This is a genomic window from Pseudomonas typographi (genome assembly GCF_014694385.1).
Lineage (GTDB): Bacteria > Pseudomonadota > Gammaproteobacteria > Pseudomonadales > Pseudomonadaceae > Aquipseudomonas > Aquipseudomonas typographi.
Window position 1 is genome coordinate 60,855 of record NZ_JAAOCA010000001.1, and the last position, 14,692, is coordinate 75,546.

12 protein-coding genes and 1 pseudogene are annotated in these 14,692 nt (G+C 62.1%); 8 read left to right on the forward strand and 5 right to left on the reverse strand.

Annotated features, from left to right (window positions below; translation table 11 throughout):
* Positions 1–5: 5 nt before the first annotated feature.
* From HAQ05_RS00325 to HAQ05_RS00345, 5 genes and pseudogenes are all read right to left on the reverse strand, one after another.
* A complete protein-coding gene (locus HAQ05_RS00325) occupies positions 6–710 on the reverse strand; it encodes a hypothetical protein (protein ID WP_190416588.1) in 705 nt (234 codons plus the stop codon).
* Positions 707–2,422, reverse strand: coding sequence for a hypothetical protein (locus HAQ05_RS00330; protein WP_190416589.1), 1,716 nt, complete (start codon positions 2,420–2,422; stop codon positions 707–709). The genes HAQ05_RS00325 and HAQ05_RS00330 overlap by 4 nt, the downstream gene beginning before the upstream one ends.
* The gene (locus tag HAQ05_RS00335; RefSeq protein WP_190416590.1) at positions 2,419–3,141 is read right to left on the reverse strand and encodes an IclR family transcriptional regulator; all 723 of its coding nucleotides are present in this window, start codon (positions 3,139–3,141) and stop codon (positions 2,419–2,421) included. The genes HAQ05_RS00330 and HAQ05_RS00335 overlap by 4 nt, the downstream gene beginning before the upstream one ends.
* 584 nt (positions 3,142–3,725) lie before the next feature.
* Positions 3,726–4,124, reverse strand: a pseudogene (locus HAQ05_RS00340) (transposase); the annotation flags it as partial.
* 305 nt (positions 4,125–4,429) lie between these two features.
* On the reverse strand, positions 4,430–5,857 hold the full coding sequence (locus tag HAQ05_RS00345) for a DUF2723 domain-containing protein (protein ID WP_190416591.1): 1,428 nt from the start codon (positions 5,855–5,857) through the stop codon (positions 4,430–4,432).
* A 237-nt stretch (positions 5,858–6,094) separates the two neighbouring features.
* On the opposite strand from HAQ05_RS00345, the gene HAQ05_RS00350 reads away from it, so the two are divergent.
* The 8 genes from HAQ05_RS00350 to HAQ05_RS00385 all read left to right on the forward strand — a co-directional run bounded on the left by HAQ05_RS00350 (position 6,095) and on the right by HAQ05_RS00385 (position 14,688).
* Positions 6,095–6,553 carry an Lrp/AsnC family transcriptional regulator gene (locus HAQ05_RS00350; protein ID WP_190416592.1) on the forward strand — a complete coding sequence of 153 codons (459 nt, stop codon included), beginning with the start codon at positions 6,095–6,097 and terminating at the stop codon, positions 6,551–6,553.
* Positions 6,554–6,703: 150 nt separating this feature from the next.
* On the forward strand, positions 6,704–8,386 hold the full coding sequence (locus HAQ05_RS00355; protein ID WP_190416593.1) for a flavin monoamine oxidase family protein: 1,683 nt from the start codon (positions 6,704–6,706) through the stop codon (positions 8,384–8,386).
* Positions 8,387–8,392: 6 nt separating this feature from the next.
* On the forward strand, positions 8,393–9,187 hold the full coding sequence (locus tag HAQ05_RS00360) for a carbon-nitrogen hydrolase family protein (RefSeq protein ID WP_190416594.1): 795 nt from the start codon (positions 8,393–8,395) through the stop codon (positions 9,185–9,187).
* 628 nt (positions 9,188–9,815) lie between these two features.
* Positions 9,816–10,583 carry a hypothetical protein gene (locus HAQ05_RS00365; RefSeq protein ID WP_190416595.1) on the forward strand — a complete coding sequence of 256 codons (768 nt, stop codon included), beginning with the start codon at positions 9,816–9,818 and terminating at the stop codon, positions 10,581–10,583.
* 67 nt (positions 10,584–10,650) lie between these two features.
* A complete protein-coding gene (locus HAQ05_RS00370) occupies positions 10,651–11,766 on the forward strand; it encodes a DegT/DnrJ/EryC1/StrS family aminotransferase (protein ID WP_190416596.1) in 1,116 nt (371 codons plus the stop codon).
* Positions 11,767–11,794: 28 nt separating this feature from the next.
* Complete coding sequence (locus HAQ05_RS00375) at positions 11,795–13,318, forward strand: lipopolysaccharide biosynthesis protein (protein WP_190416597.1); 1,524 nt, start codon at positions 11,795–11,797, stop codon at positions 13,316–13,318.
* Positions 13,315–14,244, forward strand: coding sequence for a glycosyltransferase family 2 protein (locus HAQ05_RS00380; RefSeq protein WP_190416598.1), 930 nt, complete (start codon positions 13,315–13,317; stop codon positions 14,242–14,244). Before HAQ05_RS00375 ends, HAQ05_RS00380 begins: the two co-directional genes overlap by 4 nt.
* Positions 14,245–14,247: 3 nt before the next feature.
* Positions 14,248–14,688, forward strand: coding sequence for a low molecular weight protein-tyrosine-phosphatase (locus tag HAQ05_RS00385; protein WP_190416599.1), 441 nt, complete (start codon positions 14,248–14,250; stop codon positions 14,686–14,688).
* Positions 14,689–14,692: the final 4 nt, after the last annotated feature.

Consider the following 14,692-nt stretch of genomic DNA (forward strand, 5'->3'; position numbering starts at 1 on the left):
CTCGGTCAATGGGTGGGCGCAGTGGTACCGGCAGCGACGCCGGCCATCAGCAGCGACAAATCGGTTTCGTCTTCGTCGGGGCGGCCCACCAGGCGGCCTTCGGCGTCGACCATGATGGAACCGGCGTGGCGCCGCGATTCGAAGGAGTCCGGTGCCAGCGCCTCGTTGGCGCGGTTGAACAGCGTCCACCATAGCCCCTCGTCCACGCTCAGGCCCTGGGCTCGTACGCGTTGTAGGGTGGCGGGCGCAATGGCGGCTCGGGGCTGGGCCTCGAGCGCGATGCCTTGGCCGGTGGTGCTTACGGTCACGTGCAGGCCATAGCGTTCGCCCAGGGCCTGAATCACGCGTAACTCGTCCGGGGCCTGGACGTTGGTGACTATCAGGCGCGCGCTGCCGTGGCACTGAAAGTCATCGGCCAGCAGGTCCAGCAGGCTGTCGGCCACGCGCCAGGCGTGCTGGCCGGTGCAGTCGATCACGCCGTGCGGATGGTCCTGGGTCAGGGGCGCCGCGGCGCTGTTTTCCAGCATGTGCAGGTGCTGTTGCAGGGCGTTGAAGCCGCCCAGCTCGAGTGCGGCCGAGTACAGCGCGCAGTCGCGCAGGGCCGGGACCATGCCGGGTGGGGTGCCGATGACTTGCATCAGGCGCTCAAGCACCAGGCGGCATTCACGCAGGCTGACCTGCAGGGTGTGGGGGCTGTGCGGTGTGTTCACAAGCTGGGCTCCGATGGGTAGAACCAGTGGTTGTCGGCGTTGCCGGCGGCCAGGTCCTCGGGGAGCGGGGCGCCGTGGAACAGCACGCCGCGCAGGTTGCGGTTGAGGTAGTCGCGGGTCTTGTCGATGCCATGCAGGCCGACATTGAGCAGGCGGGTGATGTGCGCAGGCACGAAGGCCTCGCTCATGATGTCGGCGTGGGGCGAGTGGTAGGGCGTGCCCGCCAGGGCCTGGACGCGGGTGACGATCGCCCGGTGCCAGGGGTGCGCCAACAGGAAGCGGGCGCTGCTCAAAGTAGCAGGCTGGCGAGCCAGGTCGGCATTCAGGGCGGTGATCAGGCGTGGCAGATCCAGGCCTAGGTTGGCTACCTCGCCAACGGCTTCGCGCGGGCCACGCCGTGGCTCTTCGGCGGTGGCCGATTTGTACCACACGTATTCGCCGGGTTGCTGGCCCAGGTTCATGGCGAAGGCCCAGGGGTATTCGCTGCACAGCAATTCGCGCAGGCGGGCGACCGGCATGGTCGGTTCACCCACCAGTTCTTCGTCGAGGATCAGCTGGCGGCATAGGCCGTCGGCGGTGTCGGGCACCAGTTCGATCAGCAGGCTGTGCAGGGTTTCCAGGGTTTCATCGTGGATGCGACCTTGCAGGGAGCGGCACAGGTGGTCGAACGGTAGGTCGGCGCGTGTGGCGAGGGACAGGCGTTGCGCCTCGCTGTGTACCTGGGCCAGCTCTTCGGCGACTTGGGCGCTGCTGACAAACGATTCGTACACGCCACGGTCCTGGCGGCGAAACACGGCGGCGCGTTGCAGCAGGGTCAGCAGGGTGGGCAGTTGCGCCAGTGCCTCGGCGGCGGGCAGTCCCTTGGCGGTGGCCAGGGCTTCCTCGCGCGCCCACAGCCACCGTTCGATCAGGCGCGGGTGGTTGTTGACGAACAGCATCAGGCCTAGGGCCGAGCCGTTGCCCACGCCCAGAAAGCGGCGCAACTGCGGGTCCATGGCGCAGGCCGTGGGCGAGGCGAGGCGGGCCAGGTGCTGCACCAGGTCCTGGGCGTACACGCGCATCATGTAGGCGCACAGCATCTGCGAGGCCAGCGACCAGCGCAGCGGGTGATCGGCCTCGTAGGCCAGGAAGCTCTTGGTGCCGAAGGTCCCGTTGCCGTCCAGGCCGGTGTTGCGCATCAGGTAGCAGGTTTCGGCCAGCACCCCCACGTCCGGCTGGCGGCCGGCGGCCAGGGCTTCCACAGCCTGGTTGAAGAAGCGTGCGCTGCGGTTGGAGCGGCACCAGATCAGGGTGCCGGGAGTGGCCCGGCCTTCATACAGCTTGGGCAGCTCTTCGCCGGTCTTCTTGAAATCCTCGGGGCTGATATCGCCTTCCACCAGGGCGCCGAGCATGTCCCACGAGCGGCCGATGATGCGCCCGGTGCGGCCTTGCGCCGACGGCTCGAAGGCGAACACCGGGAAGGAGAAAGTCCAGTCGCCGATGTCGATGCGGTAGCAGGCTTCGCCGCGGCCACGGGTGTCGATGTCGAACCGCGTGCAACTGATCTTCCAGCGCTGTTCGATGGCCTGGGCCATCAGGGCACGCGAGGCGCTGATGCGCGACGGCTGGATGACCGACAAGCGTTGGGGCGTCATCAACTCGGCCGGGCTGCGCATCAGGCGCGCCAGGCGATGGGCCGGCGATTCGGTGAGGGGGTTGGGTAGGGCGGTCATGCTTGGGCTCCACGCAGGCGCGCATTCACCACGTCCGCGGCGGCGGAGGCAATAGCAGCGCATTTATCGAGATCGAAACCGGCTTGCGGACCGGAGATCGCCAGGGTGGCGATGCACTGGTCATGACTGTCGAAAACGGGCACAGCCACCGCCGACACTGCACGTGGGCCGGACACCCCGGACACCGCATAACCCTGGCGACGGTACAGGGCCAACTCGTCTTCGCTGGGCAGCTTGACGCCTTCAGCCTGTAGCTGGGCGATGAGTTCGGGGCGAGCGTGGGCCATCAAGATGCGGCCCATTGCGCTCAGTTCCAGGCTCAGGCGAGCGCCGACGCGCAGGTCGGCGCGCAGTATGCCGTTGGATTCCACTCGCCGCAGGATCACCGCCTCGTGGCCTTCCAGCACCGCCAGCGAGGCGGTTTCCAGGCTGTCGGTGACCATATCCTGCAGCACGTCCGCCACGCGTTCGCCCAGGTTGCCCTGCTCCATGGCCATGCTGGCGTAACGCACGATGCGCAGTGTGAGGCGATAGGCGCCTTCCTCGGTCTGCTCGATCCAGCCACCGTCGGCCAGGGTGATCAGCCGCTGGTGGGTGGCGGCGCGAGCCTCCTCCAGCGCCTTGGCCACTTCGGTCAGGCGCACCGGTCGCGGGGAACTGGCGACGTAGTCGAGTACGGCGAGGGTCTTGGTGACGGAGGAAAGCGTACGTACGGCCATTTATTCTCACTCGCGTGATGTATTCTATTAGAATACGTTGTATTCATATGAAATAACTTTGACCCTGACCTTGGTGCATGTCAATGCCCCAGGCGTTTTTTTGTGGGCGTTGGAAAAAGTTGGCGGCTCGGAGTAAATGAATCCACGGCATGCCGGATCTTCGTCAGCGGGTGCTGCTGTCGATCGACGAGCATGCGCGTGTGGACGAAACCTGGTTTGTCAATTGAAAAGCGAGGAAAGCTACTTCGAGGAGGGTAATCGCCAACCGCTGTACGGCAGCGTGAATGCCCATGGCCGCCCGAAAAGTGCGTTCGTGACGGCCAAACCGTGCTGGTGGAGCAAGCTGGCGTTATCTTCCGCCAGATCTGAGGCAGAACCCGACAGCGTAAGGTCCATCTTAGATATCGGAAGCCATGACTGGAGACGCGATTGATTTAACTCGCGGGCGTATGCGACGTATTAGTGTGTTAGATCACGGCAGCCCATTAAGCGTCCTGGGTGATCTGGCTTCAGTGACCGCTTCTGGCGATCGCGTCCCTGGAGGTGGTGTAACTTATCATGGCTCTAGCCACTAAGTTTGCCATTTAGTTGATCATGGCCAACTTGGCCTGCGGATTATCGCTGACCGCCTCGAAGGCTTCCAACTGCATATAACGCCTTTGCAGGCACTACTCGTCGTTCTGCTCCAGCAACATCGCCCCGACCAGCCTGGTGATCGCCAGATCGTTAGGGAAGATCCCCACGACATCCGTACGCCGTTTGATTTACGCGTTAAGCCTCTCCAGCGGGTTCGTGCTGGGGAATTGCTGGCGATGAGCCCTCGGGAAGGCTATAAGTGCCAGCACTTCATCTTCACAGCCGTCCATTAGCGCTGCGATTTTTGGGTATTTCTCACGCAACTGGACGGCCGCCAAGCGCCACTGCTGATGGCATTCCTGACGGCTATCTTGAGCGAAGACGGTACGCAGCAAGGCCGCGACAACGTGATCAGAAATATTGCGACAAGCATAGTGCCAGCTATGACTAGTCCTAGAGCATCATGCCTATCTTCGTTACGTCTCGCCTCCCAGCACGGGCAAGGAGATCAGAGGCAATTTTGAAATCATCAGTCATATTTCAAAGCAGTCCCGCCCATTGGCCCTTATTGACCCAATGGCTGCCGGGCACGCCTGGCCGGCTGATTTCGATTACAAATAATCTACGGCAGTTTGACCGGGTACAGGGGTGCACGTCGAAGACGGGATATAGCCAACCACGCCTTGGCGCACTAGCTTTGCGGCGTTGCCCTTTAGCGATACTGCAACCGGTAACCCACCGGCCATGTGTCGAGCCGGTAGCGCGCTACGATGCGCTCGCAATAACTGGTGCGGGCCAAGTATGCCCCCGGCCCCTTGAGGAACATGCCGATGTCTGGGGCGGCACCGCAGGGTTCGAACACCCACCCTTTGAGCAAGCCTGCCGCCTGGCCTGAGCGTAACGCGCCCAGTGGCGTTTCGTCGGAGACGATCAGCGCCCCGGCGGGCGTGGCCCTTTCGTAGTGCGCGGCAAAGTCTGCCGCCGAGGTATCGCGCAGGTAAGGCACCATCAGGTAATGAATGTCGTCGCGGTAAGGCACCGATTGCGCGTGGGTGGGCAGCTTCACCCAACCATGGGCGTATAACATCCACATGGCCAATAACGCCAGCGGGCCGGCTACCAGCGAACCGTTGAACAACAGGCGGCCGCCGGCGTTGCGCGGCAACCAGGTGTCCAAGCGCAACACACCGAGGATACAGGCCAACGCAATGCCCGGTACGAAATAGGTAAAGCGGTCGAAGACGTTGTACGACGCCACGCCCACCACATTCAGCCACAATGCCCACCACAGCAGCCGCTGCTTGCCACAGGCGGGGCGGCACAGCAAGCCGAACACCTGCGGCCCCAGCAACGACAACATCAGCAGCAGCAGCGAATTCTTCTCGTGCCACATCAAATCGAAGCGCAGCAGAGCATTCTCGCGCCCGCTGCCGGGGGCCAGCGGCGAAAAGCCGGTAACGTAGTGCCGGGCGACCTCAATGGGGCGTAGGCCGCTGGCCAGCTCGCCGAACAGCGCCGGCCAGGCGGCAGCGAAGCCCAGCGCAGCAGCCGCCATGGCGACCGCCACGTACCCGCGATATAGCTGCGACAACTGCAGGTATAACGGCGCCAGCAATAACAAGGCCAGCGGGTGAACACTGGCACCAAGGCCGCTGCACAGGCCGATAGCGACCAATCGCTGGCCATCCCCCAGGCGCAGGCGTTGATCGAAGTGCAGGGCATAGGCCAGTAGTACCCACAGCGTGAGCAGCAAGAAGATATCGACCTTGCTTGCCTGCCAGAACGTGCCATGGGCGAGCAGCGCCACGGCCGCCGCAGCCCACGCCAGGTGGCGTTGGGCGCCCAGTGTGCGCGCCAACCAGAACACTACTGCCGCTAACGGCACCAGCAGGCCGGTATTGAGCCACACCACCACCGCGGGGCCGCCCATTTGGTACAACAAGGTGGTCAGGGTTTGGAACAAAGGGTGGTCCAACGGCCCGAAACCGTTGCTCAACCATTGCCCTGCAGCGGCGTTCGCCAGGTACTGGCCGTTGTCCATCCATTGTACGGGCCCGCTGGCGGCCCAAAAGCCCAACGCCACTGCCAGCAGCAATAGCACCATCGGCCACGCCTTGGCCGAAGGGTTGAATAGGGCCATTTAGGTTGCACTCCATTGCTTCAAATCATTTGTAAGCGAAATATACCTATAAAAACGATCGAATATTCTGAAATAAATCAATTCACACTTAGCAGCCCGCCATCGCCTTGACGCCAAAAAGCAAAGTTATACCAGTGGTATTCTACGCAAGCGTCAAAAGTTAATCCCTGTGTTCGGCGTGACACTGTTGTGATAGTTCTCTAAGATAGACGGCACACTGCTATATCCGGTTTTTCAATGAACGACTCCAGCTTACCGGCGCTCGACAGCACCGACCGCCAACTGATCGCCGCGCTGCAGCTCAATGCACGTGAAAGCGTCGCCACCTTGGCCCGCAACCTAGGCATCGCCCGCACCACCGTTACCTCGCGGCTGGCACGCTTGGAACGCACCGGGGCGATTACCGGCTATGGCGTACGCCTCGGCCAGCGAGCGCTGGAAGGCAGCCTGCAGGCCTATGTGGGGATTACCGTGCAGCCCCGCGCCAGCAAGGATGTGCTGCGCCGGCTCAATGCCATGCCGCACATCCAGCAGTTGTGCGCGGTCAGTGGCCAATTCGATTATGTCGCTTGGCTACGTTGCGAATCCCCTGAACGCCTCGACGCCCTACTCGATGCCATCGGCACTATAGAAGGCGTGGAAAAAACCACCACGTCGATCGTGCTTAGCACTAAAATCGATCGCGGCCGGGATTAAACTGCATTTAGCCCAACTGCGTCGTCGTTTTAAGTAAAACCGCCGTCATAATTCGTCATTTTCTGTCTTATTTTAGTGCTTCGCGCTTTCTAGAATAGCCCTGTGCTTTTCTATACCCATTCCCCCGGAAAGCCTGCGCGAGGCCCAACGATGCATAAGCCCAACCGCCACCCCAGCGGCAGCGAACCCCCTGTCACGCTGTTCGGCCCGGACTTCCCGTTCGGCTTCGATCACTGGTTGGAGCACCCGGCGGGCTTGGGTGAAATCCCTGCTGAGCACCACGGCAAAGAGGTGGCCATCGTCGGCGGTGGCATCGCCGGCTTGGTGGCGGCTTACGAGCTGATGAAACTCGGGCTCAAGCCAGTGGTGTACGAAGCCTCACGGCTGGGCGGGCGGCTTCGCTCACAGGCCTTCGAGGGTGCCGAAGGGGTGGTGGCGGAGTTGGGCGGCATGCGTTTTCCGGTGTCCTCCACCGCCTTCTACCACTATGTAGACAAACTTGGTCTGCAAACCCAACCGTTTCCCAATCCGCTGACTGGCGCGTCCGGTAGTACGGTGATCGACCTTGAGGGGCAAACCTACTACGCCGAGCACCCCAGCGACCTACCGGCCATCTTTCAGGAAGTCGCGCAGGCCTGGGCCGATGCCCTCGAAGAACGCGCGCACTTCAAGGGCATTGAACAGGCGATCCGCGAGCGCGACACCGCGCGCCTCAAAGCCCTATGGAACGAGCTGGTGCCACAGTGGGACGACCGCACCTTCTACGACTTCGTTGCCACTTCGCGATCCTTTGCCAAGCTCAGCTTTCAGCACCGGGAAATTTTCGGCCAGGTAGGCTTCGGTACCGGCGGCTGGGACTCGGACTTCCCCAACTCGATGCTGGAGATTTTCCGCGTGGTAATGACCCACTGCGACGACCACCAGCACCTGGTGGTTGGCGGGGCCGAGCAGGTGCCGCTGGGGCTGTGGCGGCATGCGCCGGAGCGTTGCGCACATTGGCCGGCCGGCACCAGCCTGAGCAGCCTGCACCATGGCGCTACCCGTGCCGGCGTGCAGCGTATCGCGCGCACGGCGGCCGGGCAGTTTGGCATCACCGACACCTGGGGCCATGAGCGCCAATACCCAGCGGTGCTGGTCACCTGCCAGAGCTGGCTGTTGACCACCCAAATCGAGTGCGAGGAGTCATTGTTCTCGCACAAAATGTGGATGGCGCTGGATCGCACCCGCTATATGCAGTCGTCGAAAACCTTCGTCATGGTCGACCGGCCGTTTTGGAAAGACAAAGACCCAGACACCGGCCGCGACGTGATGAGCATGACCCTCACCGACCGCCTGACCCGTGGCACCTACCTGTTCGATAATGGCGAAGGCAAACCGGGGGTGATCTGCCTGTCGTATTCGTGGATGAGCGATGCGCTGAAAATGCTGCCGTATCCGGTGGAAAAGCGCGTCAAGCTCGCCCTCGAGGCGCTGAAAAAAATCTACCCCAAAGTGGATATTGCCAGCCATATCATCGGAGATCCGATCACCGTGTCATGGGAGGCCGACCCGCACTTTCTCGGCGCCTTCAAGGGCGCGCTACCGGGGCATTATCGCTACAACCAACGCATGTACGCGCACTTCATGCAACAGGCGCTGCCGGCCGCGCAGCGGGGTATATTCCTCGCCGGCGACGATGTGTCCTGGACCCCCGCCTGGGTAGAGGGTGCGGTACAAACCTCGCTTAATGCGGTATGGGGCATCATGACCCACTTCGGTGGCCACAGCCCTGCCGAGAACCCTGGCCCGGGCGATGTATTCGACCGTTTGGGCCCGATCGCCTTACCCGATTGAGCCACTATGAAACTTGCCCTCTGCCAATGTACACCGCTACCGCTCGACAGCGCCGGTAACCTCGCCCGCCTGGAGCGCTTCGCGGCACAAGCCGCCGGCGAGGGTGCCCGACTGCTGGTGCTGCCCGAAATGTTCAGCAGCGGCTACAACATTGGCGCAGCAGCGGTACGGCAACTGGCCGAAGCCGCCGATGGGCCCTTCGCCCAGGCGGCTGCCGCCATCGCCCGGCGGCACCGGATTGCCCTGTGCTACGGCTACCCCGAAGCCGGCGGCGGTGGCGCCGTGTACAACAGCGCCAGGCTGCTCGATGAGCAGGGCGCGCCGCTGCTCAACTACCGCAAGCTGCAACTGTTCGGCGACCTTGACCGGCAACAATTCAGCGCAGGCGCTTGGCTGCCCACAGTGGCAATGCTGCACGGGTGGCAAGTGGGCCTACAGATTTGCTACGACATCGAGTTCCCCGAAGGCGCGCGCTACTTGGCGCGAGCTGGGGCTGAACTGATCTTGGTACCGACCGCCAATATGCGTGGGTTCGAATTCATCGCCGAGGTGACCGTGCGCAGCCGGGCCTACGAAAACCAATGTTTTGTCGCCTATGCCAATTACACAGGCGCAGAAGGCGCCCTTCAGTACTGCGGGCTAAGCAGCGTCAACGGCCCGGCAGCCAGCCGCGAAGCGATGGCTGCCGGGCAAGAAGGGCTGCTATACGCCGAACTGGACAAAGCTGAGCTGACAGTATCACGGCGTGAGAACCCTTATTTGGCAGACCTGCGCACAGGCGTTTTCCTTCCCCGGCGCTGATATAAGCATTTTTTTGACAGTGACCGATAGCGCGCCACCGCAGGAGCATTATTTTGGCGCCATAAACAGTAATGGCTAGTAGCCACTCCTTACGCTTTTTTTCACGCTTGCCAGCCTTGGTTAATGCCTCAGGCCCCCGCCAACTGGGGCTTAGCGGGTGGCCGAAGATCGCCTGCCGCAGAAAAAAACTAATGCGCCATCAATTTAGCGGCGCCAAAAAATAAATCCCATGAAAATCAATATAATAAGTAATTTATGTGCGCCAAAGGTGTTTAGGTGCCGCTTTTATGGCAAAACCGGTTGACACCGGTTGCGCCGCAGTCGATATATGGCCCACCCACGGCGCAGACCTGGGATGCCCAACCAACACTGTTCGACCGTTGACCTTTAGCCACCCTTTGGCTCACTCCCTACATAAAGTTCTAAACCCGTCTATGGGGCAATGCGGCATTACATTGCAAAGCACTCCGGCCTATGAACGGCTGAGCGGGCGATAGCCGAGTGAATGAAAGATAAGGAAGTTGCAACTTGTTTAACTGGCCCCGTGTAGGCCGTGCGGCATTGTCGCCCGCGTTTGAATGAGTTCACGTGACTGAAGTTTAACTTTAACAAGGAAGAGTGAATTGCCATGTCGCCATTGCACAACCTCGAAGACGCCGTAGCGCAACGCCTGGTCAACGATATGAACTGCCAGGGCTACGCGGTGCTTGAAGGCGCCATCGACGCCGAGGCGTTGCAAGGCTTGCGCGGATACGTCGACGCCCAGGCCGCGCGCCATGGCCAGCAGTACTTTGCCTACCATGGCTACCCGGCCTTGGCCGGTAGCGCTTTGGCGCAATTGGCCAGCGCAGCGGGGTTCAGCGCCACATTGGCACGCCTGCACCGCGGCGGTAGCGGCAAAGACGCGGCAGACACACAGGTATTCCCGGTGCTGCGCTGCGTACAGGGCGGCAGCGGGCGCAAGGAATCCAACGCATTTCACTACGACGCGACACTGATCACCATGTTGCTGCCGATCCACATTCCCAGCGAGGGCCAACAGCGCGGCGACCTTGTTTTGTTCCCCAATCTGCGCCGTGTGCGCCCCAGCGTGGTGCTGAACGTGCTGGAAAAAGCCCTGCTGCAGAATAAGTACAGCCGCCGCCTGCTGTGCGCCGGCATCGACCGGGGCTGGCTCAAGCCGACGGTGCTGCGCATAGAGCCGGGCAATGTGTATTTCTTTTGGGGCTACCGCTCGCTGCATGCCAACCAACCGTGTTCCCCCGAGGTGCGCCGCGCCACGGCACTGTTCCATTACGGCGACCCCCATGCCGGTAGCCTGGCTACCCGGCTGATGCTCAAGCTCAACCAACACCGGGCCCGGCGTGCCATCGCGCGGGCCACCGACACCGCCTGAACCCACCGCAATAACCCCGGATAGCCGACGTCCACACACGCGCATGGTTTGCGCATGGGAGTTTTGCATGATCAATGTGACCAAGCCCTACATGGGCAACATCGACAAGTTCAAGGCGTATGTCGACACCCTTTATGCCAGCCGCTGGCTAACCAACCATGGCCCGCTGTGCTGCGAGCTCGAAGAGCGGCTGAAGGAGCACCTGGGCGTGCGCAACATCGTGCTGACCAACAACGGCACCTCGGCGTTGCAAATCGCCTACCGGGCGTTGGGTATCACCGGCAGCGCGGTGACCACGCCGTTCAGCTTCGTGGCCACCAGCAGCACCCTGCAGTGGGAAGGCATCCGCCCGCTGTTCGCCGACATTGACCCGCACACGTGGAACCTGGCACCCGAACACATCCAGGCCGCACTGCAGCCCGACACCCAAGCGATCGTGGCCACCCATGTGTTCGGCAACCCGTGCGCGGTGGCCAGCATCGCCGAGGTGGCTGCGCACAACCAGTTGAAGGTGGTCTACGACGGTGCCCACGCCTTCGGCGCACGCCAAGGCGGGCAATCGGTGCTCAACTTTGGCGACGTCACGACCCTTAGTTTCCATGCCACCAAGCTGTTCCACACCATCGAGGGTGGGGCGGTCATCACCCACGACGACGACCTGGCCGAACGCGTGCGGCTGCTGTGCAACTTCGGCATCGCCGACTTCGAGACCATCGAAAGCATCGGCATCAATGCCAAACTCAACGAGTTCTCCGCCGCCATGGGGCTGTGCATCCTCGACGACATCGAACTGATCTTCGAACAGCGCGCCGAGATCGGCGACTTCTACGCGCGCACCCTGGGCGACTACCTGCAGTTACAAGAAGCCGCCGCCGACAGCCAAATCAACTACAGCTACTTCCCGGTCGCGCTGCCCAACCATGCCTCGATGCTGGCGGCACGTGCCGCCCTGCAAGGGCGCGGCATCAACCCGCGGCGTTATTTCTACCCCTCGCTTGACACCCTGCCCTACCTGCAACCGCAGCGGCCGCAAGCGGTTTCCCGCGACCTGGCCGAGCGCGTGCTGTGCCTGCCGATCTACCCGGGGCTGGCGCGCGAGGTGCAAGAAACCGTGGTCGAGACGCTGCTGCGCCAGCATGAGCCGCTGGCCGTGAGCCTGCTGGCCGGAACCCAGGCGCGATGAAACCAAGATGCCAAGGCAGGGTGCGCCCATGAGCCGCAAGCTTTCAGTTATCCATAACACCACCCTCAGCTACCTGGGCCAGGCTTACGCGTTGCTGGTCGGTATTCTGATCATGCCCTTTTACCTGGGGCATCTGGGTGCGGAAGTTTATGGCCTGATCGGCTTCTACACGGTGATGCAATCCTGGCTGCAGTTGCTCGACGTCGGCCTGTCGGCTTCGCTGGTTCGCCAGATCGCCCACCACCAAAGCTTGGCCGAACAAGGCCAGCGCAGCGGTGGTTGGTTAATGCGCTCGTTCGAGATCATCTTCCTGCCGATGACCCTTGGCACTTTGCTGGCCGTGTACCTCGGCAGCCCTTGGTTGGCCGAGCATTGGCTCAACGCCCAGGCCCTGGATACCCGCACCCTGGTCAACTGCATCGTGCTGATGGGCGCGATGGTGGGCCTGCGCCTGTACGCCACGCTTTACAAAAGCGGCCTGCAAGGGCTGGAAATGCACGCCTGGCTGAACCTGGCCAATGTGTTCATCGCCACCCTACGTTACTTCGGCGGCTTGTTCCTGGTGGCGTTCGTGTCCCAGCAGGCGCTGGTGTTCTTCGAATTCCAGTTGGCTGTAGCCATCATCGAAACGCTGATCTTCGCCACCAAGGCCTATGCGCGGTTGCCCGCGCCGTCGTTGTGGAGCGGCTTCAACAAGGCGCTGGTGCGCCCGATCATCCCGTTCGCGGCGAGTATTTCGTTTACCTCGGTGCTGTGGATCGTGCTCACCCAACTCGACAAGATGCTGCTCTCCGAGCAGTTGCTGTTAACCGAGTATGGGTACTTCTCGCTGGTGGCGTTGATGACCAACGGCATCCTGATGTTGATCAACCCGCTGGTGCAAACCCTGCTACCACGCATGACCGTGCTCAAGGCCGAGGGCCGCGACCAAGACATGCTGCAGCTGTACCTGGCGGCCAGCCGCTTCACTTGCACGTTCTTGTTCCCGCTGGCGGCGGTGATGGCGGTCCATTCGGGCGACCTGCTCTATGCCTGGAGCGGCGACCGCGAGGCCGCCGACTGGGGCGACCCGATCCTGTTTTGGTACGCCTTGGGCGCGGCGATCATGGCCGCCAGCGCGTTCCAATACCACCTGCAATATGCCCACGGGCGGATCCGCCTGCACGTGTGGTACAGCCTGGTTTCGGCATTGATCACGGTGCCGACCATGGCGGCGGCCATCTATTACCAAGGCGCACTGGGCGCTGCGGTGGCCTGGTTCGCGCTGCGCTTGGTGTCGTTCGCGCTGTGGCCGCAGGTGGTGCATCGCAGCCTGGCACCGAACATCCACCAGCCGTGGCTCAGCGACATCCTGCGCATCAGCTTTTTCACCGTAGTGGGCTTGGGCATCAGCCAGCCGTTGTACCGCGCGGTCGCCGGTGGTGGCCGCTTGAGCATCATCCTGGGCTTGGGTTTATGCGGCTTGCTGACATTGGCCCTGGTCGTGGCCAGCTACAAACCGATGGTCACGCGCCTTCTTCTTCTTCTGAGCAAGCCGAGCGTAGGCCGATGAGCAGTAGAACCGAACAACAGATCATGCAGGGCTGGGACCCGGCGGCGGAACCGCTGCTGACCATTACCTGCCCGGCTTACAACCAGCGCGAATACATCGCCCAGACCCTGGACAGCTTTCTTGCCCAGCAAACCGATTTTCCGTTCGAGATCTTGGTCAACGACGACGCCTCTCATGATGGCACCGCCGGGGTGATCGCCAACTATGCCGCGCGCTACCCACGCCTGATTCGCCCGGTGTTCCATCAACAGAACCAGTACCAACAGGGCAAGTATTGCTTCCCGGCGCTGTTCAATATGGCACGCGGCCGCTACATCGCTTACTGCGATGGCGACGACTATTGGTGCGACCCACTCAAGCTGCAAAAGCAGGTGGACTTCCTACAGGCCCACCCCGACTACGTGATCACCTACCACGACGCAGTGGTGGTGGATGCCCAGGGCGAACATGGCCTGCAATTGGGCCCGCAATTGCGCTGCAATGCCACCAACATGGACCTGCTGAAGGGGCGGCGTATCTCGACCCTGACCGCGGTGTTTCGCAACGTGCTGCACGAGTTGCCCCGGGAGCTTGAACAAGCGCCGATGCTCGACCTGTGCTGGTGGTCGCTGCTCGGCGCATACGGCAAAGGCAAGTACATGCCCGACATCGCCCCAGGGGGTTACCGCGTGCATTGCGGCGGCGTGTTCTCGATGCGCTCGAACAAGCGAAAAATTCACATGTCGCTGCAAACCCACATGGCGCTGGCCAACTACTACCAGCACCAAGGCGACCAGAAGCTTTACGAGCATTACCTGGTACAGGTGTTTGGCCTGGCCCTGGCGGCCATTTCCCCAGGGCAAAAGCTGCGGGCCCTGGCGCTGATGCTGCGCAACGTCACCTTCAACCTGTTCAAGCGCCTGAATTTCAGCGCCACGAGGGGGTAGGCGATGTTCAACAAAGTGTTGGTGCTGTGCGTGGGCAACATCTGCCGCAGCCCGATGGCCGAAGCGCTGCTTCGCCAGCGCCTGCAAGGGCGCAACGTGCAGGTGGCCTCGGCCGGCTTGGCGGCATGCGTCGGCGCCGGTATCGACCCCAGCGCCCAGGCGGTGCTGGCCCAAGCGCAGCTCGAGGCGCGCGAGCACCGCGCCTGCCAGGTCAGCATCGACATGCTCAATTGGGCCGAGTTGGTATTGCTGATGGACCAGCCGCAGGTCAGCAATGTGGTGCGCTTGGCGCCCCAGGTGCGCGGCAAAGCCTTCCTGATCGGCAAATGGCAGGGCGGCCTGGAAATCGTCGACCCGTTCCGCCGGCCGAAGAAAGTGTTTCAACAAACCTACCAGCACCTGTCGCGCTGCGTCGATGACTGGCTGCCGTATCTGAGTCATTAGGAGC